Source organism: Photorhabdus antumapuensis (assembly GCF_020387775.1).
Taxonomy (GTDB): domain Bacteria; phylum Pseudomonadota; class Gammaproteobacteria; order Enterobacterales; family Enterobacteriaceae; genus Photorhabdus; species Photorhabdus antumapuensis.
This window is the reverse complement of the sequence record NZ_JAHZMK010000027.1, coordinates 24,311-46,587: the sequence shown is the minus strand read 5'-3', so window position 1 is coordinate 46,587 and position 22,277 is coordinate 24,311. Positions and strand designations below refer to the sequence as shown.

The window sequence follows — 22,277 nt, the reverse complement described above, 5'->3', positions numbered from 1 at the left end:
GCCTCATGGGACCATACGGAAAAATCAAATCCACTCAGGTAGTGAGCTTCCGCCATGCTCAATTACTACCCTTGACATGGGATACACCGGCCACCAGCGCCTGACCGGTGCTTTGCCAAAGGGTATAATCACTGTCACGGCTCAGAACATAGCCTTGCTGTTGCTGTGTAACGCCAAGACCAGTCTGGTTTTGTGCCTGTTGCAGACGCAGAAGCGTATCCAGTTGCGGTGTGGTTTTGGCAATCCCATCCAATACTGTCCAAGCGGCTTGCAGCTCGTTAGCCTCCCAACCCAGTAGCGTTGCCAACGTTTGTGCCGCATCAGCCTGACTCAACGATGTGGCAGCATTAGCTGTGCGTAAGTAGGCCAACACATCATCTTCCGTACCACCAGCTTTACCCACCAAGAGCAGCAGATCGCTGTAACGGCTTAAGGTATAGAGCATCCACAAACTGATATCGGTTACCGTTTCTGCGGAAGCGCCAAAATAGGCTGGATAACCCAGCAAGGTTTGCACCATTGCAGGACTCAAAGTGAATTGTTGAGTTAACAAGGAACGGCGTACCACTTCACGTAATTGATTTAGATAGTCAGCAGGAATATCAGCTGCGGTCTTAACGGTATCCTTCAATGCCCAAGTCGCACTAAGCCACTGATAGACAGTTTTTCCACTCCAACGCAGCAGCAATGCGGGCAACGACTGACTCACGTTCAGGGTCTGCGCCAATAAACTGGCAGCGACACCTTGCTGAGTTTGCTGTGCTTGATTCAGCGTATTCGTCAGAGTAGTGATTGCCAGCTTCTTATCTGCATCAGACAAACTTTGTACATTGACCACAGTTGCCATGACACTTTCCATGCCGGCATCGGTCACCAGACCAACCTTATCGATAAGCGGGCAATTACCTGCCGAGAGCAGAGCAAACCAGTCAATGACGTGACCGCTGGTATCAACTAATGGCGCACCACTACGGGATAACAATGTTGCATCCACAAACGTACTGCTCAGGTTCTGCCACACCTGACGGATAAAATTCAATTGATTGTCAGTGCCCTGACCGGTAAAGGTAGAATTGCTACTCAACAGTAAAAGTAAGGTTTCAACGGATAAATCGTGCTGTTGTTGCCATTGAGCGATCGCACTTAACGCTTGCAACAAACTCAAGATATCCGCCGCCAGCGGGGAATCTTTTTGCGGTACCGTGATCGTCGGTTTTCCTGCCAGTTGCTGCCAGACAATTCCTGTGCCTGCATCTAATCGATCAGCCAAAGTACAGAAAGCTTCTGGATTTATCTCCAATGTGCGCGCCAGATTAGCCAGACGGTAGAAAGCTGACACCACAAACAGATTACAGTTGAGTGTACTTTGCGTGATATTCCCCTGTTGACGGGCAATATTATCCGCCAATAACAGGAACTGACGATGATTAAGGCCCAGTGCAGTGCTGATATGCTTAACACGCGCACCATCTCCTCCTATGGTCAATGTATAGACAAAATCCTGATTATCTATCACAAACGGTGTGTCAAAGGTACCGACGGAGTTAAACACCTGATCTAAGAACGGGGTTGCCGGTGTAATAGCAAACGGGGTCACCACGCGCAGCCAGCCAGCAAATTGTTTGGCGCTAACACCGTATTTTGTCTGATAATGCTTGAACACCCCCAACATACGCAGCGTATTGTCGTTCATCAACAGCGCACTATTTCCTGCTTCCGCATCCATAGCAGAAGTCACCAACAGATCAATATCCTCATAGGGCAGATTCAACCATTTTTGCAGGCGCACCATGCAGTTAATACGAGCCAGCTTGTCATCTGTCAGATTGTTAACCGTCAGAGCAAAATGCACCTCTGCTCCACTGCGACTCAGGGTAATCGCCTTTGGCTTACCAGCATGAATAAAGCGGGCACCGTAAGCAAATGGCGTCGCAGTCGTGTCACCAGAACTGACATTACCAGACTTAACCACCGTAGAACCCCCAACAGTTGAGCTCAACATCAGTTCTACCTGAGGCACAGTCAAATTTGTTCGGCCAGTCAGTATGGTCATATCGCTGAAACTGTTCTTCGTAAGCGAACTGTCACCATAATTTAGCTGATAGAAATCCTGACCAACGGTCTCCGTAATGATTTTCTGCTGCTCTGGCGAAAGCTGACTCGCCATGATTTGCAGTCGGGTCAAAGCACTGGCAGTCGTATCGCTCAATTTTCCTTTTGCTGTTGTCCAGAAGTTTTGCGGCAGATCCAGCATCTGTGGCAGGGTGATATCTTGCAACGTGGTACCCAATATTGACTGAGCTGTCTGAATCTGCTGGTGACCATAATGATATGGCAGGCTATTCGGGTAACGGGTGGTGAAAAGTTTGGTGTTTACTGCTTCCAGATCAGTCAGATTCAGTTTCTTCTGAATGGCCTTGGATAGAATTTCATTAACCAACTGCAATTGCGGTACAACTTCATTGATCGCTTTATCATTAATTAACAAAGCGCTCAAATCGGGACGACGTTCCGCCAGCGTATTCATAATGGCACTGGCGCCATTCTTTTCCTGTTCAAGGGCCAGTTGATAAATGTGTGTCAAATAGGCTACCGGCGCATCGTTGGCTTCTGGTGACCCGTTGGGTGCTTTATCTTTCCAGCCGGTATTCGCATCCAAAAACTGTTTAGCATAATCTGGACCTGATACGGAGAACGGGCTTCTCAGGCTAACTTGAACTGCCAGGCTAAGAGGATTGCGGCGAAAATGGTGTAACACCTGATGGGCATAGCCCACCGCCAGATCATACATTTTTTCAGCATTGCGCCCTAGAGCAGCACGATGCTCACGAATAAAACGCTCACGCGGTATACGTACCACATCAAACACTGAGGCATAACCAAGGTTAGTCAATTTACCGGGTAGGTTATAGATCTCTTCGGTGCGAGAAATCAGGGGACTGACAAGTTGATTCATACGGACTCCTGAATTGAGGCTTATCATGAGAAACAGTTTTTTCGTGCAAACAAATAATCACCGTCGTTATATGTAAGAAAGGTACCAGAACAAACACACGCCTTTAGAACATCAGGTCACTTCCCTCTAAAGACGTCACATACAGTGACGATGTGTGAGGAAAAATATAATAAATCACAAAACTTGCTTACATTAAAAAACAAGATACAGACAATAAAATAACTTTACCTTTTATATAATTATTTAGAGTAAGTATGCAGGGTGAATATTTACTTATATTGATGATTGATTCACAAAATAATCAATAATAGTTCGCGAGATCACACTTTGAATAAGGTAATACCAGTGTGCCGGAATATTAATGCATGACGGAGATAATGGCAGGATAATAGTCTTTTATATCAATGTGATGAATATTCTTGGTGTATATTCATTATTTTTTTAAACAATATAGTTTACTGAAAGGAAATGAGAAGTGAATAAATCAAATTACAAGCTCAGCCAGAGCTGTAACTGACCTTTTTATGCCCAAAATCCTTACATCTTAAAAGGAGTGTCGTTGTTTTCCTTTGCATACAACCCTTTTTGCACTGTAATGAGCAGTTCTTTCTCAACTACGGGCCTAATGTTGGCAAGCCCGTCCTGAGTAACGATTTCATCGACAATAATATTAAAATCAGCTTTATCAGGCATATTCCAATTCCTCCTGTTGGATCAGGTGTGTATTTCTGCCTACTCGCTTTAAATCACGAAGAGCTGTTTCTTTTTTGGCGATACGCATCGGCCCCCGGCTTTCCAGTGTTCCTTTCAGAATTTCGCTTGGCTTCCTGTTCGTGTGCGTAATCTCAATGACACCCCAGGGCGTTTCAAACTCCCCTGATCTGCCTGTTGACATGATTGTGAGTCTATCGATAGGGATTTGCGAGATAACTCCATATTGGGACAGTGCAGACTCAAGGCTGATGTAGTTGTATTCTCCACGCCTGATATTGATTGCAATACTTTCCAGCGGATACGCTCCCAAGCTCGCGCGAGCATTTGCATAAATCCCTTTGGTGATGCGCACCAATAACCCAGCTTTGATAAGACGGTCAATGGATTTCTTCAATGTTCGTAATGTTTCATCAGCAAAAATGACTTCCAAATCCCGCAAAAGAAAGATGTTTTTACCCATCTTACCGAATTCGTCTAATGTTTTAATTGCAGTGACCTTATCCAATTCTCCATCTCCACATTAAACCCCCTTTAATGGGTGTTATGTGTGAACATAAATCAGTGAAGACAGAACTGGTTTGGTTTTATAAGGGATAGATCCTTTATCAAAAATTTCCTGATAAGTTTTCCCCAAACTATTAATTAGGGCTTCAACGTTGATAGTCATTATTTATATAACCTCCGTTCTTGATTTAGCCAATTCATCTGAAATTTAATTTTCCAAGCTGCTTGCAAATGAATTGACGTTCAAAGATAACCGTCCATCTATTGTTGATTACCAACGCACTTCTGAGGTAGGTAAAAACATTACAGAATCAACACGCTCAAACAGGTCATAATCAACCTGCATACTAGTTGGTATCCGAAAATCCAATAGCGTATACAGTTCCGTCCAGCCAACGTCTTTCTTGAGAAATTTTCTCGGCGGAAGAGCCTTTTCAGGACTACCAAACTGCTCATGAACCCATTCCCTAGACATCAAAGGCTTCAAGGGAGAAGGTAATTCATTAGGAAATTGATATAAAGGCCTCTTCTTATCAAGCAGAAAAAGCTCTACAGCAAATAAAATCTTACCATCTCTTTTAAAAGCTAAATGCATACCCTCTTTAGCCATATTCAGAGCAATGAACGAAGCTCCAGGATATCCTGTTGGTTTCGTTTTATAAGGGATTAATCCTTCATCAAAAATTTCCTGATAAGATTTTCCCAGACTATTTATTAATGCCTCTATATTAATTGTCATTTGTATAACCCCTGTTCTTCATTAAGTTTGTGCATTTTGGCCCGAGCATCTTTAAGCTGTACTTCTGTTGCACCATAATCCTTCAATGCTGGAGTTATCGTATCAAAGTCTCTATCAACAGCTGCCCGTAAATCCTTTGAATCCTGCTCTATTTGAGCGGGAGTATTTCGACCTCCATATGTGGCACTGATTTTCTGATGTACCTCTGCCGGAATAATAATAGTAGCAGCATCCTTAGTTGCTTCATTTAATTCAGCAGGTGATATATTTGGATATAACTTCATTAAATTAGCCTGAATCGCAGCAGCCGAAGGCATATGATCCGCATGTGTTCCATTTCTTAGCCTGCCCGCAAAGTTTCTATACAAATCCACTTCAAATAATTTCACCGGCGGTTTACTCAAATACACATACACCGGCGGCATATTCGGAATGGGGAATACCAGAATATAATCGCGGAAATCCTTCTCTTCCGGCATCGGCAACGATTCAATATCACTGCCTACTTTATCCGGGATCGGCAACACAGTTATTTGCGACGGAATAAACGGCTGTTCTTCATTCCCGGTATGCGCCGGAACCTGAAACTCCTGCTCGTTCGGCGTCCATAAAATTGTCGGCCGGGTTTCTCCCGGTTCCCAGAATTCGTAATTACCCGTGGTCCGATTCAGCGTCATCATGCGAACCGGCACTTTATCCAAACCGCCTTCCGGGCTGACATGATATCCCTGAACCGTCATCCTGCCGCTTTTTTCATCTCTGATCCAGCGAAAACGTACTCGAGTTGGCGCTTTACCGTACTGTTCCGCTATCTGTCTCAAGCGATGCGGATCTAAGTAATCCTCCTCACCCTGATTCAAAGAGGGTGAATAAAACAGCCCCATTAACCCAACCGTTACCGGATTCGGTGCTGCCAGCCAGCGTCCAGCACTGATAGCGCCACCACCAATGTAACGCATCGCCAGCGTCTCGCCATCCGCTACCGCGCTACGGGCAGTGGCGGCCACAGCGGTAGCAGCCGCTTCGGCATTATCTTTTCCACTACGAAACCACCGCTTATACCACGGTAATTTTTTATCCCGCGGCTTATCCGGTTCTGGCGGGTGTTGCTTGCCCTGTGGAGGCTGTTCTGGTTTTTGCTGCGTGGCAGGAGCAGGAGATGACGGAACCTGATATATCGCCATTCTGCCGAAGTTATCTGCGGGTTCAGCCTCAGTTCCAGCATCGGTACACCCTTTACCCCGCTGACAGGACTTCGTAAATACCGGTATCGGCGGCGGAGGTGTCGGCGTTACAGGCGGCTTTGGCTGAATACCACCCGCTTCCTTTGTCGGCGAGGAGAAACGCTGCATCACTATATTCGCAGGAGCGACAACTCGGTCAGCAGCCTTATCCTGCTTTTCATAGCTGTCCATCTCAGAATTAATAAATCGGGCCCGACAGGGGCAAGTACTGACACTATCCAGCGTGCCAGCCAGCTTACGCCCCATGTCAAACACATCGGATACACCACCGACAATGATATAAGTACCGGGATGTTTACCACAGGTAACCTTATCCCCTTCACGAGCGGTTGCCCGTCCATCAAATGTCATGGTGTGGTCACCAGTAATAATCTGGCCGCCACAGGTTGTTTTGTCACCTACGAGCAGGAAATACCCTATTGCCATCTATTCACATCTCCATTGATTCACCGTATGAAGAGTGGCTCTAATTAAAATCATCATCATGTTATTGCCACTTATGGATTAATAAGTGTTCAATAGTGCAATGAATTTCACTTAAAAATATATAGGAATATTCTGAAATTTAGAGAAATGTGGTTGATTAATGCCTGTAATTCATCATGTTTTATAACAAGTTGGATACAATTTTGCAGCAAAGGTGGGCATCACGAATAAATTGAATATCCGTTCAAAGTGCTGACCAAAAGACCAACACTTTGTCAATAATCTGCAAAACTATTCAGGCTTTGATGGGCTTTACTAGATTACCTCTGACAATGGCAAGGGCTATGCGCCTGCACAAGCAAACATGCTTTGCTGGTGCAAACGACGAGCAAACTGACAATCTAAGGTCAACTCTTTCCTACTATGTCCCCGAACCAATAAAGCTTCCCAATGGTGATGATGACCCGGCACAAACCCGGTACAGGCAAATCCCGCCTGCTGCAAGATTTCCATTGCCTGAAGCGTCCCTTCCCCTACCGGCAGTTTCACATATACCAGTTTATGTGCCGGTAACTCCGCCACCTCTTTTACCCGTTCGGTTGTCTGCTTTTCTATCCACACTTCCAGCCGGCATCCATGATTGGTTATACGGATATCCGCATCAGCCAACTCCTCCGGTTGCAGAGGTTCTTGACCAAACACTTGAGTCACCGATGTCAACCACCCTTGCCAACCGGAAGGCCAATGTAACTCTGGAAACGGCCAGCTTTGCAAAGGCAAACAACCCAGTACGATGCTTTCCGGTCGTGCCTGATCAAATGGTGATGTTACATAGTCCGGCAGCAAACCCGTGGTGTGAAAACCCAGATTTTGAGCCAGACGCTGGCTGTGGTTATGTGACGATACTTGCTTAATCGTGAGTATACTTAGCCCCATTTTCTTAGCCTGATCACACAAATATCGACCCAATACAGTGGCAATACCCTGCCCACGTGCCTGTGGGTGTACCGCAATCAACGCCAGTTCAGCGCTTAATGGACAACGTTCATCCCGCCACAGTGCCGCATGCCCCAACACTTGTCCATCCTGTACCGCAACAGCGGAATACCACTGTTTTGCCGCGTTATAGCGGCCAAGCATGGTAGGTAAATAGACTTCCGGGTAGACATAATCTTCACCATAAACCGCCCGAAATAACGCACTAACACCGGTAGCATCCTCTGCCCGGAATAATCGAATTAATGGTATTCCTGAATTCATCCTCATGCTGCCTTCTCTTCAGCACCATAACCACGATGATCAACTACCCGCATCAATTTACCGGAGCGTGGATGAGTGACCATATTTTCCAAAGCACAGTAAGTGACCTCCACATGCAGTAACCCCTGATCACATAACTTTGCCATAGCGGGTTGTGCCACCAACAATGCCTGGTGTACTGATGTTGTAGATGGCGCCAGTGATGAATCGCCAGCTAACAATAGTTCTATCCTATCTATGCCACCCTGACGGCTCAGCAATAACTGCCAAGCCAGTATGCCCTCTTGCTGTTGCAGTAAACGCGCAATATGGTCAGGAAAAATGGACAGTGAGCATACTCGAACTCGGTGAGCACTGCCCGCTCGCCCCTGCAAAGCGAACTTGCGGCGCGGCTGCCCTGGCGCTTCACACCAACAGGCCATGTCACCGGTAGGATAGCGGATAACCGGCATCAGACGCCGTTGCAAGTTGGTCACAACCAATAGGCCATTTTGTCCAGGCACGGTAATCGGCTGACCATTGGATTCATCAATAATTTCGACAATGGTATCCGTATCAAAAACCCGATGTTCGCCGTAACAACAATCGGGAGACGCTGCCCCAATGAGACCCGCATCAACGCTGGCACAACCAACTGAACCAATACGCGCATTAGGAAATACGCGACTCAACAGTGTCAATTGCTCTGGAAACAGGCTTTCACCGCCGTACAACAGACGATCAATGCCGGGTATAGACTGGCCGCACTGCTGCAAGGTACTGGCAAAACGTAATAGTTGCACCGTTACCCCGGCCAGAACATTAATCCTCAAGCTAACAATCGCATCCGCCAGTACCCGATCATCAATTGTCCAGGTAAATGGATACTCCACCACCGGCACCGGTGAATAGGACAAGGCACCGTGAATAAACAATAAACTGGTATACAAATCACCCGCCACAAACAGATTAGCAACGTGGTCACCAGGCTGTAATTGCTGTGCAAGCCCTTGACCAAATGCGCGTACAAAAGCACGCCATTCGCTACAACTGAATACCGACAATCGACCATCACTGGTAGAGCCACCGGTTTTAAAAACATGACCACCATTGACAGGGCCGGTTAATACCGGCCAATTTTCCAGCGATTGCGATTGCTGCCAATAGTCAGCAGAATTGATCAATGGCAGATCAGTTAACGTCCAACCAGATCGAGGCAGATCACGATAAAGATCTTTAAAAAAAGGAGCATGATTGCGGGCGTACTCAACCAAATCGTGTAATGATAGTGTCATGATTTACCCAAAAAGTAGTATTATTGTTCTCAGAATCGGCTATCCAGCACTAGCGGCGTTTTGCCACTTTGCGGGTGACGGCGGAACTGTCCAACAGGTGTAGGGATAACGTCCAATTGCAGTAATCCACCGCTGACAACCTGATTCATCATCTTATGTTGCAGCAGATGCACACGTACCTGATCAACATCTCCGTCGGCTAATATATGGATATAATCACAACCACTGGAGTTGTTCCCTACCAGCCACTGCATCGGAAATGGCAGCCCGGCTGATAATTCTGTTGGGTTCAAAAAAATAGAACCTACCCGTAATAACACACCATGACGACCTCCCAGTTTAAACCGCGGCGTTGGTAATCCACAGGCACAGGAGTCGGAAAGCCAATAACCTAAGTCACCTACATCGTAACGCTGAACCACCTGCCCTTCGCGAGCCAGAGAGGTAAACACCAGTCGACCGGTTTCCCCTATCGGAACAGGCTGATCACTATCAAGAGCCAAGATTTCCAACCATTGAATATCAGATAACAGATGGAACTCTCCCTCTTGGCAACAAGCACAAGCATGACCTAACGGACCAGCATCCACGGAACCGTAAATCGCCGAACGAATTACCTGTACGCCAAAACTGGACAGAAACCGACGTCGCTCTTCACCAATATGCTCACCACCAGTAAAAATTTTGCGTATCCCACCATAAGCGCGCAACGCAGCCTCTTCACATTCAAACAATCGGTGTATAGTACTTGACATTCCCGCCAGCGTATTGACCCCTTGAGTGACAATAAAGTGCCTGATTTGGCTAAAATCATCGTCTATTGGGCCACCCATCGGGTAATGAGGCACGGATAATTTATCCAGAATAGTGAAGAAACTCATCAAACCGCCATACAAGTTACTACCATAAAACAAATTCATGACCCGGTCTTGGGATGGGTCCAAGCCAGCAGCAAATAAGCCATCTGCCGCAGCCTGCATTTGACTGTGATAATCTTGATGGCTGAAACCCGCCAGCTTCGGTTCGCCGCTACTGCCACCGCTACGGAAAAACACCTGTGCTTTTGCAGTCACACCGCCGCTCTGAAACTTGGCTTTATCCATCACTGGAATCCCTGCCAACTCTGGCGGATTGGCCGGCAATTTATCCAACGTGACATGGCCTGGTAGTTGTTCAGGTTTTAAGCTGACGGAGACTCGCCGCGCCAGCCGAGTCAATGCGTAAACACCATCATGGGGCTCACCCTCATAGCCATCATGCATCGTCCCGGCTTGACATATCCGGCTAACACCGGCGGCCAACAACTGACGACTCAACATCGGTAGCTCTTTTTCTTGCGCTATCAAAGCACAACTTTGCAAATAGGGACGCCATGGCAACAAAATCTCGACCAATTGTGCCTGCGGTGCCGGACGAATTTGCAGAGTACGGTACAACGGTGAGGGTGCCAGCTCTTGACGCTGTATCCAGGCTATCCGCCAGCCATTGCCCTCTTCTACCGAACCGCAGAGTTCAGCAAAAGTGTGATCCAACTTTAAAAATGCCATCTGACTGCTGATTTCCGCCGCTTCCTGTATGTCTGTTTGTAAGGCTGGCCATACTGGCGCGCGCCGTTCCAGTGCGGCGGCCACAGCACCAACGACTGCCCGTAAAACGTTCTCGTCAGCATTATCTACCAACAAACACTGTGGACTGGAACACGCTTGTTGGTCAAAACGGCAAACATCATCAGCCAATGCATCGTAATCAGCATCACTGGCAACCATTGGGTCCAAATAAGCAAAACTGATACGATGTCCCCAATCTATCCAACGGCAACCGGGCCGTAGTTGGCTACGGATAGCGGTCAGGGCGCCATTACTGCCCCAGGCGGATACTGCATCAGCACACGCCAGTAATTCTGATAATTGATCAGATGGCAAAGGCAACACGGATACATAAGGTGCCAACGTGCCGCTCAGGTCATGACGTAGGAATTCAGCCAGTATCTGCGCATTAAGGCCGTGATCACTGCTACTAGGACGTAACCAGTTGACATTACCCACTAGCAAGCTCTCCAGCACTGCCATAAATGGCAGCAAAGGCGCGTTGGCCGGCGTAATATGCACCACCAATCCCAACGGTTGCCAAGTTTCAAAACGGGGCTGTGTATAGTCAAAACGACGCAGAGAAAAAGGTTGTTCCCCCAGTTCGTGCCGCAACTTTGCCTCTAAAGAATCGCGATGACAAAAGTGACGTAACGTGGTGATTGCGGCTGCATCCAACTCAAGCTTAGCAGCAATAGCATCGAGACCATCAACAAAGCGCCCAGCACACGTCAATACCTGTTGCACACTTGGAGGACCCGCCAGCGCCTCAGCCAAATTACCTTTAAGTTCCGCCAATACGCTAGCGGGCTCCAAGTCAGAGATAACCTTACCATTCACTAAATACATTTCAGGACTCCTTTATCAACTCAGAAGCGGCAATCGCACAACTGCGGCTTTTACTGGTACCAGCACGACCCAATAACTCAAACCAATCGGTAGCTAACTCACAACCACATTCAGCAGAGGGATGCAGCACCGCCAAATCACTCACCACAATACTGTGTGCCGGGCTGGAAGTGATGTAAGGTGATACCAGATGCAGAAAACCTGGCTTACCATAGGGTTGAACTGCCATGTTAGCTGTATCGCGGATATAGGTACGGGCATAGACCGGCACATGAAAATGGTGATTTCGGCACTCAACATAAGGCACAGGATGTTCAACCGAGCCGTAACCATCCCGGCACCGCTCGTCAGGAATACCCAGTTGTTCCCCCAAACGCTGATACAGTAAGGATTTTGGAATGGCTTTATCAGCGTGCGTTTTCCAGCCTCCACCTAAAAATACCAGTGACTCAGGATGCAACTGCACTGGCGGCAACCCCATTTCCTGCATCCGCTCCAGTGTGAACCACAAGAATGCCGGAAAGCCCAAGATACGCACCGGCAACCCTTGTGCAGCAAACTCTTGTAAGGATCGGATCACACCAAAAGGATCAAACTCATTGCTTTTTCCATTGTGGCGCAATGCATAATAGGCTTGGTTTACCGGTGCATACTTACACAGATACTGATCGGTATACGCGGTTCCCAACGTAACCGTGCCGGCAGGCTCATAGCTTAGTAGCAAGTAATTACAAGGCTGCTGCGGCGTATTCCAACCGTAATACTCGAAAATCCGTTCAACCATATTTTGAGCTGCACGCATACTACGTGCATCGTAACGCATACGGCTCTTTTGGCCGGTTGTCCCGGAAGAGGTCAACTCCAATGCATTCCTACCCGTGGTACTGAGCAACAACCGGCGTTTGAAATAATTAGCGAAAATAGGCGGCAAACGCGACCAATCATCCAGTTTCTCCAGTCTTTCCACTTCCAGACCGTTAGCCTTCAACCACTGAGAGTAACCGGGAGTATTTTCACAGTGGTACAGAGTCAACTCACGCATGGCAGCATCAAATAGTTGGTCGCAAACACTATCGACCCGATAAGGATGATCAAGCGCACAAAGGGCGTCAACATAAGCAAGAGAGGTCAAAAGTCATCTCCAGAAATTAAAGAAAAAGGGCATTTACTCCCTTAAAATAATAGGTACGTTGTTTCAACCTCCGGCAAATAAATTCTGCCGAAGAAAAAATAATGACATGTTGAATACAACTCCTTAACCAAATAAAAACAGGTCACCGTTCTGGTAAAACTAACATTTAATTTTGTTAATTCCTTGTAAGAAAAATAATAAAAACATAACAATTATGATTTAATAAACGCTAATGTAATAACCAATTTATATTTAATAACCTTATCAACGAATTTTTACATCATTATTTATACCTAATAGATTTCGAGTTGCATCGCGACGGCAAGGGAGCGAATCCCCGGGAGCATAGAGAACTATGTGACCGGGGTGAGTGAGTGCAGCCAACAAAGAGGCAGCTTGAAAGATAACGGGTATATGCGCAAATAACAGCAAAAGATCATATAATCACTCATCAAATATGAATTTATAGTCAATATTTAACATTTAAAAAACAAATAGAATACTGAGATATTCACGTAATTAATATTTAGCATGATAATCAACAATGTTACTTCTTTATTCTCGTCAATTTTTCCAATAGGTAAAGTCGCCAAACCCGAAATAAAACCATCAAATTCAAAGTAGCAAGCTTATTATTTTCAACGCGAAAGCCATTTCGGGTAAAACATTACATGGTCTATTTCTATTCAATGATGAGAAATTTTCAGAATTATTTTAAGAAAAGCAGATTAACGATCTACATTTATATTATCGATATTTACAATACCTAAAAGTAAGCAATTTATGATATTACCAACACCAATCAAGTTTTTATTAAAATAAAAACCCATCAAAAAGTTAAAAATAAAAAACATATTTCTATACACATGATAGAAATTTGCTTTTATATAATTAATTTACCTATCTTACTAATCATTCATGTTAATATTTCTTTATCAACCATTATAACTCCCGGGAAGAATAAAATATTTCAATAACAACCAAAATAAGAATTGCCAATAAGCAATATTATATATAATGATATTTCAATAAAAAACCAAAAGTTTTTATTTTATCAATATCCAAAATATACAAAATATAACACTTAATTTTATAGGAAATCTCAATTTATAATACTAAAAATATAACATTTACATTTATAATTGCCGACATCCATGCTTTATTTCACAATTTAACCAAGAATTACAATCCAATATTATTTGTATTGTTAAAATAACAATGTTAAATTAACCAACATCTGACTCATAATGTATTTCAATATTAACCCATGTAATAATCACATTATTTAGCAAATTTATTATTTTATATCATTATATAAATGCAATATAAACCTCATACAAATTGAAATCTGGCTTTTTCATTTTAAATAATTTTTATTTAAGGAATTCAGCAGACAACCAGATATTATCAAATTTAATCTATATAATTTAATTAAGAATTAAAATCATATATTACTTTAAAAAAACACAATTAAATCATTGCAATAGAATAGTTCTTCCTGAAAAATATTATTAGTGAATTTAATAAATTATACCTAATAGATTTCGAGTTGCAGCGCGGCGGCAAGTGAATGAATCCCCAGGAGCATAGATAACGATGTGACTGGGGTGAGTGAAAGCAGCCAACAAAGCAGCAGCTTGAAAGATGAAGGGTATATATTTTATTGCATTAGAGCATTCAATTAATATTCAGCAGATAAAGAAACAGACAGACGATTAAGCAAAACTACCTGGATGATGTGATAGATAAAAGTATCATACTGAAGGCACAATAGATTTATTCCGACGCAATTGACGCACAAGATGAAGTTTAAATCAGTGATACTGATTGGAATATCTGCCTGACACGAGAATCCGATACATCCGAGCAGTCTGGCGTCATTAATTGACGCCAGACTAACTAACCCGAATTTCGTATATGGACGAACATCAAAAATTACTTAGCCAATAAAATAACTCACACTTATAACAGATAACTGAACTTCCAATTAACATTCCATCAATACATAACTGTATGTTAAATAAGGATAGGTTACTTCTCCTTTATTGAAAAATTCACCAATTAACATAAAAAAACAGCCATGAGCGATAGCAAAAGATCCTAACGCTGTTTTCTACGATACTTGTACTCGTCTGCCTATACTTGTTACTGTTATTCGGTTGCAACAGCACCTTTGAGCAGCATTTCTGAATGAGATTATTCCTGCTTATCTCCTGAAATCTCGCATACCGCTGGTATACCGAATAGAAAGGTTATCCTCATTATATGGAGAAGCTGTACTTAGCATTTGTTCGCTGCTATGCAGATAAAAAATTATTCAACACCACAATTATTCAACACCACAAAGAGGTAAATTATGAACAACTTTGACGCCAAAATTTATCAACATACCCCCACTATCACGGTTCACGATAACCGTGGGCTGGATGTCCGTGAAATCCGTTATCACCGAACTACCGCAGAAAAAAATAGTGATATCCGTATCACCCGTCATCAGTATGATGTTCTCGGACATCTGCACCAAAGTATTGATCCACGCCTGTATGACGCCTGGCAGAAAGATAACTCGGTGAAACCCAATTTTCTCTGGCAGTATGATTTAACGGGCAACGTCCTGCGTACAGAGAGTGTCGATGCAGGCAATACTGTTACGCTTCATGATATTGAAAACCGTCTTGTCCTGACGGTAACTGCAACGGGTGTCAAGCAGACCCGGCAATATGAAGACAACTCTCTGCCCGGTCGTCTGTTATCCGTAACCGAACAAGAACCAAAGGAAAGGGCATCCCATATCACTGAACGTCTTATCTGGGCTGGAAACACACCAGCAGAAAAAGACCAAAATCTTGCTGGTCAGTGTGTACATCACTACGACACAGCAGGAGTGACCCAACTGAATCGCCTTTCCCTGACTGGAGCAGTTTTATCACAATCCCGTCAGCTACTGGCTGATGGTCAAGAGGAAAACTGGTTCGGAGATGATAAAAAGGTTTGGGATAAGAAATTAAATAGCGATGCATACACCACCGAAAGCAGAACCGACGCCACCGGCGCTCTGTTGACACAAACCGATGCCAAAGGAAACATCCAGCGTCTGGCGTATGACGTAGCCGGTCAGTTAAAAGGCAGTTGGCTAACGGTAAAAGGCCAGAGTGAACAGGTGATTATCAAATCCCTAACCTATTCAGCCGCAGGACAAAAACTACGCGAAGAGCACGGTAACGGTATCATCACTGAATACACTTACGAGCCGGAAACTCAGCGACTGATTGGCATCACTACTCGTCGTTCAGCCAATAACAAGGCCCTGCAAGACTTACGTTATGAATATGATCCAGTTGGCAACATAATCAGTCTCCGTAACGATGCAGAAGCGACCCGCTTCTGGCGCAATCAGAAAATGGTGCCGGAGAATATCTATACCTACGATTCCCTGTATCAGCTTATCAGCGCAACAGGGCGCGAAATGGCGAATATCGGCCAGCAGAATCAGAAGCTCCCCTCTCCAGCACTCCCTTCCGATAACAACACTTATACCAATTACACTCGTACTTATACCTATGACCGTGGTGGCAACCTGACCCAAATCCGGCATAACTCACCCGCGAGCCAAAACAACTACACCACAGACATAACCGTCTCGAACCGCAGCAACCGGGCGGTGCTGAATACCTTAACCACTGACCCGAACAAAGTGGATGCGTTGTTTCAGGCAGGCGGTCATCAGGAGACATTACTACCCGGACAAAACCTAAACTGGAATGCACGAGGTGAACTACAACAGATGACACCAGTCAAACGAGATAACCGCACCGACAGTGGCAACGACATAGAGTGGTATCGCTATGGCAACGACGGAATGCGGCTGCTAAAAGTGAGTGAACAACAAATGCAGAATATCCGCCGACAACAACGAGTCGTTTACCTGTCAGGGTTAGAACTACGTACAACACAAAACGATGCTACCACAACGGAAGCGTTGCAGATCATTACAGTGGGTGAAGCTGGTCGTGCGCAAGTGCGAGTTCTGCACTGGGAAAGCGGCAAACCGGAAAATATCAATAATAATCAGGTACGTTACAGTTATGACAATCTTATTGGCTCCAGCCAACTTGAGCTAGATAGTGACGGGCAAATCATCAGTCAAGAAGAGTACTATCCATTTGGCGGTACAGCGCTATGGGCCGCAAGAAACCAGACAGAAGCCAGTTACAAAACGATCCGGTATTCGGGTAAAGAACGGGATGCCACTGGACTGTATTATTACGGCTATCGGTATTATCAGCCATGGGCAGGAAGATGGTTAAGTGCAGACCCGGCCGGTACTATCGATGGATTAAATCTCTATTGTATGGTGATGAATAACCCAGTTACGCTTGCGGATAATATGGGGCTCTCAAGTTTAGATTGGCTTGATCTTGCCATTCCACAAAACAAACCTAATATTCCGCCACTTTTGTATAAACAAAATCCAAGGGTTGAGCAGAGATACCAATATTTCACCAAAAGTACCGGTGAAATATTAAAAGAAACAGAAAGAAATGAGCAAAAAATAGAGGAAATGAAACAGCAAGAGCAAGATGCGAAAACACAAAAGGAAATAAAACAGAAACAAAGACAGAGAATAAAAACATCCCAAGAAATGACGTTCACAAATGCAAAACTAAAAGGATATGCTGCCCATGCCGGTATTATGCATGATACTACTTATAAAGATAAATTTTTAAACCTGAGTGGTAGCTTGAGTGCAAAAAACACTTTCCCTGGCGTGCAACTTATCAGCGAAAAAGCGAAGCCCGGTTTCGAACAGTACCACCCCGATAAACTCCAAACATCCAAACGCTGGAGACCAAATATGGATCTTGGCAGCTATCGTGTTGCTAATGAAGGAAAATTTATATCTGGTATACAGAAAGCATATCAAGAATCAGGCACTGCATTACATCCTCTAATTGAGCAGAGGATCAGAGAACACATTAAGGAAAACAAAAACATTTTACCGAAAATGGCGGGTATTGCGGGCCTACATGCTGAAGTACAATCCTTAAATTATATGGTCACTGAACTTTCTAAAAAGGGAGAAAATATATCAAGTAGTTTGAGTCAGACCTATATATTCACACAACGACTCGTTGGTGCAAAAAATGAAGACTTCCCTGCTTGTCATAATTGTTCTGGAATATTGTCCGGTATAGAAAATGTCATGACAGGAAGAGTAGAAAATTACCGAAGAATGACACGGAGAAACTCTGTGGCGTAATCGCTTGTACTAGAACTCAAACCTGATCTGACAGCTATCAAGAATGGATGTCAGATCAAGTCTGAGCTAGTACACTTGATAAGTCCTTTTTATCATGCTATCGAGGGCGTTCAGTATTCTGTGTCACGATAATTTAGCCGTTATAACGTTCTATCATCATCTGTTATTGTTTCCTTATGTCTACAAGCAGCACGAAGGAAACGTTCATTTACCTTGACTGGTCTTTCCAATGCATGACCAAATACCAATGCATCTTCTTGGCACAATCGAATACGCATATTTTGTTCAATAAGTCTTTTTGCCTCTGCTACAGCAGCATTTGCAATAAAGCTATTCAAACTTGCATACCCTGATAATGCTCTTTCGAGTAACTCTTTCGTTTCTGAATTCACCCTTGTGGTGATTCTTTCATTTGCTAATGTGGCCATCAGCCTTACTCCTACCGCATTACGGTTATTAGTTCACTATAGACATCCACTACTCACTTATATTATTTATGCGGAGCTCACGGAATATACTGCTAGTGAATTTAACATCGATTTTCACAAAAATCATCAAGATTTGGGCAAATAAATCCGAATATGCAAAGCTATTAAACTTCATATCCATTCAAAATGAGACTTTTAATTTCTTCGATACACTCAATGTAAATTTTGAACAACCAATAGCTGACGAACCAACAGTGACTTCATGAATTTCAACATCATCAAGTTGATAACAAGAGAGTATTCTGGTTATCAACTGGCAGGTAAAATGTATCGAGATACTCATGCCAATACACTTTTTTACTCCTACACCAAATGAAAGTGGGCAGCCTTCACGATCAGGCTGAAACTGGTAAGGATGATCAAAAACCGCAGCATCAAAATTGGCTAATCCGGTATAAAACAGGGCCCGATCTCCCTTATTGAAACAGGTATCTTTATATATCAATCTCTCTTTAAATACTCTATCTACGGAAAGCACTGGGCTAGATATACGATAAGTTTCAGTGACAATGCTTTTAATATTGTTTTCCGTCACTGTGATTGCATGGTTTTTGATATAAAACAGTGTGGCAGCTATCAATTGCATCGTCGTTTCGTGAGCGGCAATAAATATTACCGACAGATCAGCCACAAATTTCTCAACATAGATCAGATCCGTTGCCTCACCGTTAATGGTTATTTGCCGTAAAATTTGCTGATATATGGCAATAAAAGATTCCGCAATCGATACAAAATATGCCTTCCCCCTCACCCTCCCATCAAAAAACATACCGACACTCAAGGCGTGAGCAGCAAAGAACGTCGAAGCTTTCAATCCCACTAAAGAAGCAGCCAGCAAGTTATTCACTCCCCTTAGATGCTTCGCAGTTATAACATCAAACTCTTTTAAAGGAGACACAAGATCATTGGCGATTATTTCAAAATCTATCTCATTAAATTTTCTACGTATAAAACTTACTGCATCATTATTATGTTTATCATCATTAAAAATGAGCGAATTATTAAGATAAAGAATGAATCTGGCAACACTACGCTTATCTGATGCAGAAAATATTTCCAACGGAATACTCAATTTATTTTTTGTAACATAATCTGAATTCAGAAGATAAGAACAAATATCATACGAATAACAATACCATATTGCTTCTTTAACATCGTAAAAAAATCCCTTTCCCTCAGGATCACCTAATCTTACACTGTCCATTTTCTTCTTATATTCATTTATTAAAACATTCATCACGGATGCGCCTATGTAAATTTCATCTCTTTGAGTTATAAATTCTCACGGCATTTGACAATAAATCTATTTATTGCCATCTAAAAATCGTAAGATATTTCACTGGCAGTTATTTTTAATCTATTAATCCATTTGTAATCGAGAGACCTTTTTTACCATAATGGCTGTCCTCACACTTATACAAACTCACCTCTTATTCTTATACGAAAAAAATAAAGCCATTCTAACCTACATTCAGGCCACATGATTAAAAACATAACTTCTCAGATAACTTCATGACAATTTTCTATTTATATCCCCTCTACAGCAAACAATTCTAAATAATCATAAAACTAAATTATCACCTTACGTTCTATTTTTAGTTCAATACGGTTACTTGCGCGCATTTTTAGCATTAAAATCGTGATAGATATCACAAAAAATTTTACTCAACCAAATAAAAACAATTAACTAAATCATTAAAATCAATATATTATAAATACCCACATCATAATGGCCTATTTTTCCTGCCTGCGATATCAACCCAATAAAATAGCTATTCAAACCATTTTCCAACGCACAATTAACTTTCATTTAATATTCATGTAAAACATTCATGATGATATACTTTATATTCTGTGCTTTCACGCTAATATAAAAATATATTATATATAATTTCTGACTACTACTCATAAACACAATTAATTTATAGAAAACAAATCATCCAGAACAATAATAAAATACTGTGAATAACAGATCAATGAAAATCATCCAAACAAAAACAATATCAAATAAAAATATATTTATTATGGTTATATTTCTGCGGTAATTATTAGTTAAGCTATTGCATTTATCACAATAAAAATAGAAATATCAGAGAAACTATTATTATTTCTATAATAATCACCCATTTTATCCATGAACCAGGAGTCGAAGATGAGAGAGACTGAGGAAAAAGAAAAAGGTGAAATGCTTGGAATTAATAATCATTATTTTTTCGTTATTAATCTTACAAATGAAAACTTAATCGGTGATGTGATTTGGAGCAGCTCTGGAAATACGAGTACTCTCAATGTTGATGGGTTACATCCAGCAACCGCTTCACTTATCCAAGAATTCTATCCAGAAAGTTGGAAAAATGATTATTGGCAATGGACGGCAAAGGGAAGGAGTTATCAATTAAATTGTTATGATAATGATATCTATGTCGCTGTCGTCATTAGTGATTTTGGCATTAGTGTATTACCCACAGGAACCAGCCCAGATGCATGGAAATGGTAGCGTTTCTTCCACTGCATTATTACGTCAGTAAAATGCATCATGTGGGAAATACCAATAGCACTCTTACATAAAGACAAGCTCACAAGTAGACAAAACAAAGATCATGATAGGATCACGATCTTTGTTCAATCGACGTAAAATCTTATCTTGAATTTTATTCTCCACAATCTCAAGCCAGCCCTATGTTGTTCGTTGCCCCAGATTACCAAATTAAGTGATTTATCCTACCATTCACAATCGGCACTCTAGGGCGGCTTTTTCCTAATAATCGTTCTTGTTCACTCGATCCTTTAAGGGATCTCATCCCTAGTTTTTAGTAAACAAAACCGAATTTTAGCAAACCTAATAAAATCACTAAACTTTTCAAGCCCTCAGTATAAATAAAAGCAAAAAGTTCAGATAATCATCAGAATCTACCATATATTTGCAACTATATACTTAATAAAAAGAACAATTAAACATGTACAGGATAAATACCCACATAAATTATTCATTCGCAATCATTTATTTAGGATAAATTATTATCAGACAACCCCTCTTTCTCGCTCCATTTTTTTAGTAATAATATTCTATCTTGTATATATCTTTCAGATAACACTTCCAATTTCTCTATCTTTTCTACTTGTAACTTAAAAAACTTACGACTAACTTCACACCAAGAAACTAAAAAGAATTCATTATTAAAAAAGATCGACAGCGGACAGGCAGTTTTCACAGTATGTGTATTATTTAAATCAAGAAAAGTTATCACTATTTTTGACTTATGATATATCGCTCTTCTGATATCAGATAACATTAAATTATTATCCGTAATTTTACTGTAACCTTCTGTTTTTACAAACATTGGTGAATAATATAACTGATCACGCTGTTCTTCGGGCAATACTGCGGCAATCTTAGATATAAAGCTATGAGCAGACTTAGCCAAAACAACATCCTTTTGTTCAATAACCCATTTATTGCCCAAAACTAAGGCATCAATTTCATCCATCGTAAACATTAAAGGAGGCAACATGAAGCCCGGCCGTAATATATACCCTAAACCTGGTTCACCCTCTATATTTGCCCCCTGACTATTTAATAAGGCAATATCTCGATAGAGCGTGCGCAAGCTTACATTTAAATCACTCGCTAGTAATTTACCACTGACAGGATACCTTCTTTGTCTCAAGTATTGCAATAATACTATAAGTCTTTCGGTTCTTGACATTTCCGTACTCCTCATTTTAATAAAAATCAAATAGGAAAGGCTTTACTAAATAAATAAGATTGAGTTACTAGCCAATTACCCAATATAACTATTTATACCCTTCATCTTTCAAGCTACTGCTTTGTTGGCTGCTTTCAC

General features: G+C 42.4%; 14 protein-coding genes and 1 pseudogene. 2 read left to right on the top strand and 13 right to left on the bottom strand.

Annotated elements, in window-relative coordinates; all coding sequences use genetic code 11:
* Nucleotides 1-58: 58 nt before the first annotated feature.
* The 10 genes and pseudogenes from tccA to KZ793_RS12100 all read right to left on the bottom strand — a co-directional run bounded on the left by tccA (nucleotide 59) and on the right by KZ793_RS12100 (nucleotide 12,684).
* Nucleotides 59-2,956 carry an insecticidal toxin complex protein TccA gene (gene tccA / locus KZ793_RS12145; RefSeq protein ID WP_225815583.1) on the bottom strand — a complete coding sequence of 966 codons (2,898 nt, stop codon included), beginning with the start codon at nucleotides 2,954-2,956 and terminating at the stop codon, nucleotides 59-61.
* Nucleotides 2,957-3,493: 537 nt separating this feature from the next.
* Complete coding sequence (locus KZ793_RS12140; RefSeq protein ID WP_225815582.1) at nucleotides 3,494-3,649, bottom strand: hypothetical protein; 156 nt, start codon at nucleotides 3,647-3,649, stop codon at nucleotides 3,494-3,496.
* Nucleotides 3,642-4,175 (bottom strand): type IV toxin-antitoxin system AbiEi family antitoxin, encoded by a 534-nt coding sequence (abiEi, locus tag KZ793_RS12135; protein WP_225815581.1) that lies wholly within the window; start codon nucleotides 4,173-4,175, stop codon nucleotides 3,642-3,644. The genes KZ793_RS12140 and abiEi overlap by 8 nt, the downstream gene beginning before the upstream one ends.
* 69 nt (nucleotides 4,176-4,244) lie before the next feature.
* Nucleotides 4,245-4,337: pseudogene (locus tag KZ793_RS12130) on the bottom strand (DUF6392 family protein); the annotation flags it as partial.
* Between the two features lie 108 nt (nucleotides 4,338-4,445).
* Entirely contained in the window at nucleotides 4,446-4,913 is a 468-nt protein-coding gene (locus KZ793_RS12125) for a DUF6392 family protein (protein WP_225815580.1), read from the bottom strand.
* Complete coding sequence (locus tag KZ793_RS12120; protein ID WP_225815579.1) at nucleotides 4,910-6,583, bottom strand: S-type pyocin domain-containing protein; 1,674 nt, start codon at nucleotides 6,581-6,583, stop codon at nucleotides 4,910-4,912. Before KZ793_RS12120 ends, KZ793_RS12125 begins: the two co-directional genes overlap by 4 nt.
* 342 nt (nucleotides 6,584-6,925) lie before the next feature.
* A complete protein-coding gene (locus tag KZ793_RS12115; protein WP_225815578.1) occupies nucleotides 6,926-7,849 on the bottom strand; it encodes a GNAT family N-acetyltransferase in 924 nt (307 codons plus the stop codon).
* A complete protein-coding gene (locus KZ793_RS12110; RefSeq protein ID WP_225815577.1) occupies nucleotides 7,846-9,117 on the bottom strand; it encodes a phenylacetate--CoA ligase family protein in 1,272 nt (423 codons plus the stop codon). The genes KZ793_RS12115 and KZ793_RS12110 overlap by 4 nt, the downstream gene beginning before the upstream one ends.
* Before the next feature lie 29 nt (nucleotides 9,118-9,146).
* Nucleotides 9,147-11,552: an acyl-CoA reductase gene (locus KZ793_RS12105; RefSeq protein WP_225815576.1), complete on the bottom strand. Its 2,406-nt coding sequence runs from the start codon at nucleotides 11,550-11,552 to the stop codon at nucleotides 9,147-9,149.
* A 1-nt stretch (nucleotide 11,553) separates the two neighbouring features.
* A complete protein-coding gene (locus tag KZ793_RS12100) occupies nucleotides 11,554-12,684 on the bottom strand; it encodes a LuxE/PaaK family acyltransferase (protein WP_225815575.1) in 1,131 nt (376 codons plus the stop codon).
* Between the two features lie 2,356 nt (nucleotides 12,685-15,040).
* On the opposite strand from KZ793_RS12100, the gene KZ793_RS12095 reads away from it, so the two are divergent.
* Nucleotides 15,041-17,944, top strand: coding sequence for an RHS repeat-associated core domain-containing protein (locus KZ793_RS12095; protein ID WP_225815574.1), 2,904 nt, complete (start codon nucleotides 15,041-15,043; stop codon nucleotides 17,942-17,944).
* Between the two features lie 140 nt (nucleotides 17,945-18,084).
* Here KZ793_RS12095 and KZ793_RS12090 read toward each other — a convergent pair whose 3' ends face one another.
* Both KZ793_RS12090 and KZ793_RS12085 read right to left on the bottom strand, forming a co-directional pair.
* Nucleotides 18,085-18,372, bottom strand: a complete 288-nt coding sequence (locus KZ793_RS12090) for a type II toxin-antitoxin system TacA family antitoxin (protein ID WP_225815573.1) — start codon at nucleotides 18,370-18,372, stop codon at nucleotides 18,085-18,087.
* A gap of 181 nt (nucleotides 18,373-18,553) precedes the next feature.
* Nucleotides 18,554-19,669 carry a cytochrome P450 gene (locus KZ793_RS12085; RefSeq protein ID WP_225815572.1) on the bottom strand — a complete coding sequence of 372 codons (1,116 nt, stop codon included), beginning with the start codon at nucleotides 19,667-19,669 and terminating at the stop codon, nucleotides 18,554-18,556.
* Nucleotides 19,670-20,584: 915 nt separating this feature from the next.
* Here KZ793_RS12085 and KZ793_RS12080 point away from each other — a divergent pair.
* Nucleotides 20,585-20,929 carry a hypothetical protein gene (locus tag KZ793_RS12080; protein WP_225815571.1) on the top strand — a complete coding sequence of 115 codons (345 nt, stop codon included), beginning with the start codon at nucleotides 20,585-20,587 and terminating at the stop codon, nucleotides 20,927-20,929.
* A gap of 508 nt (nucleotides 20,930-21,437) precedes the next feature.
* On the opposite strand, the gene KZ793_RS12075 is transcribed toward KZ793_RS12080, so the two are convergent.
* Nucleotides 21,438-22,139 carry a helix-turn-helix transcriptional regulator gene (locus KZ793_RS12075; RefSeq protein ID WP_225815570.1) on the bottom strand — a complete coding sequence of 234 codons (702 nt, stop codon included), beginning with the start codon at nucleotides 22,137-22,139 and terminating at the stop codon, nucleotides 21,438-21,440.
* Nucleotides 22,140-22,277: the final 138 nt, after the last annotated feature.

Excerpts from the sequence above, each read along its gene's own strand:
- KZ793_RS12090 (WP_225815573.1), bottom strand. The coding sequence starts at position 18,372 with ATGGCCACATTAGCAAATGAAAGAATCACCACAAGGGTGAATTCAGAA.
- KZ793_RS12140 (WP_225815582.1), bottom strand. The coding sequence starts at position 3,649 with ATGCCTGATAAAGCTGATTTTAATATTATTGTCGATGAAATCGTTACT.
- KZ793_RS12105 (WP_225815576.1), bottom strand. The coding sequence starts at position 11,552 with ATGTATTTAGTGAATGGTAAGGTTATCTCTGACTTGGAGCCCGCTAGC.
- KZ793_RS12075 (WP_225815570.1), bottom strand. The coding sequence starts at position 22,139 with ATGTCAAGAACCGAAAGACTTATAGTATTATTGCAATACTTGAGACAA.
- tccA (WP_225815583.1), bottom strand. The coding sequence starts at position 2,956 with ATGAATCAACTTGTCAGTCCCCTGATTTCTCGCACCGAAGAGATCTAT.
- KZ793_RS12095 (WP_225815574.1), top strand. The coding sequence starts at position 15,041 with ATGAACAACTTTGACGCCAAAATTTATCAACATACCCCCACTATCACG.
- KZ793_RS12080 (WP_225815571.1), top strand. The coding sequence starts at position 20,585 with ATGAGAGAGACTGAGGAAAAAGAAAAAGGTGAAATGCTTGGAATTAAT.
- KZ793_RS12085 (WP_225815572.1), bottom strand. The coding sequence starts at position 19,669 with ATGAATGTTTTAATAAATGAATATAAGAAGAAAATGGACAGTGTAAGA.
- KZ793_RS12120 (WP_225815579.1), bottom strand. The coding sequence starts at position 6,583 with ATGGCAATAGGGTATTTCCTGCTCGTAGGTGACAAAACAACCTGTGGC.
- KZ793_RS12115 (WP_225815578.1), bottom strand. The coding sequence starts at position 7,849 with ATGAGGATGAATTCAGGAATACCATTAATTCGATTATTCCGGGCAGAG.
- KZ793_RS12110 (WP_225815577.1), bottom strand. The coding sequence starts at position 9,117 with ATGACACTATCATTACACGATTTGGTTGAGTACGCCCGCAATCATGCT.
- KZ793_RS12125 (WP_225815580.1), bottom strand. The coding sequence starts at position 4,913 with ATGACAATTAATATAGAGGCATTAATAAATAGTCTGGGAAAATCTTAT.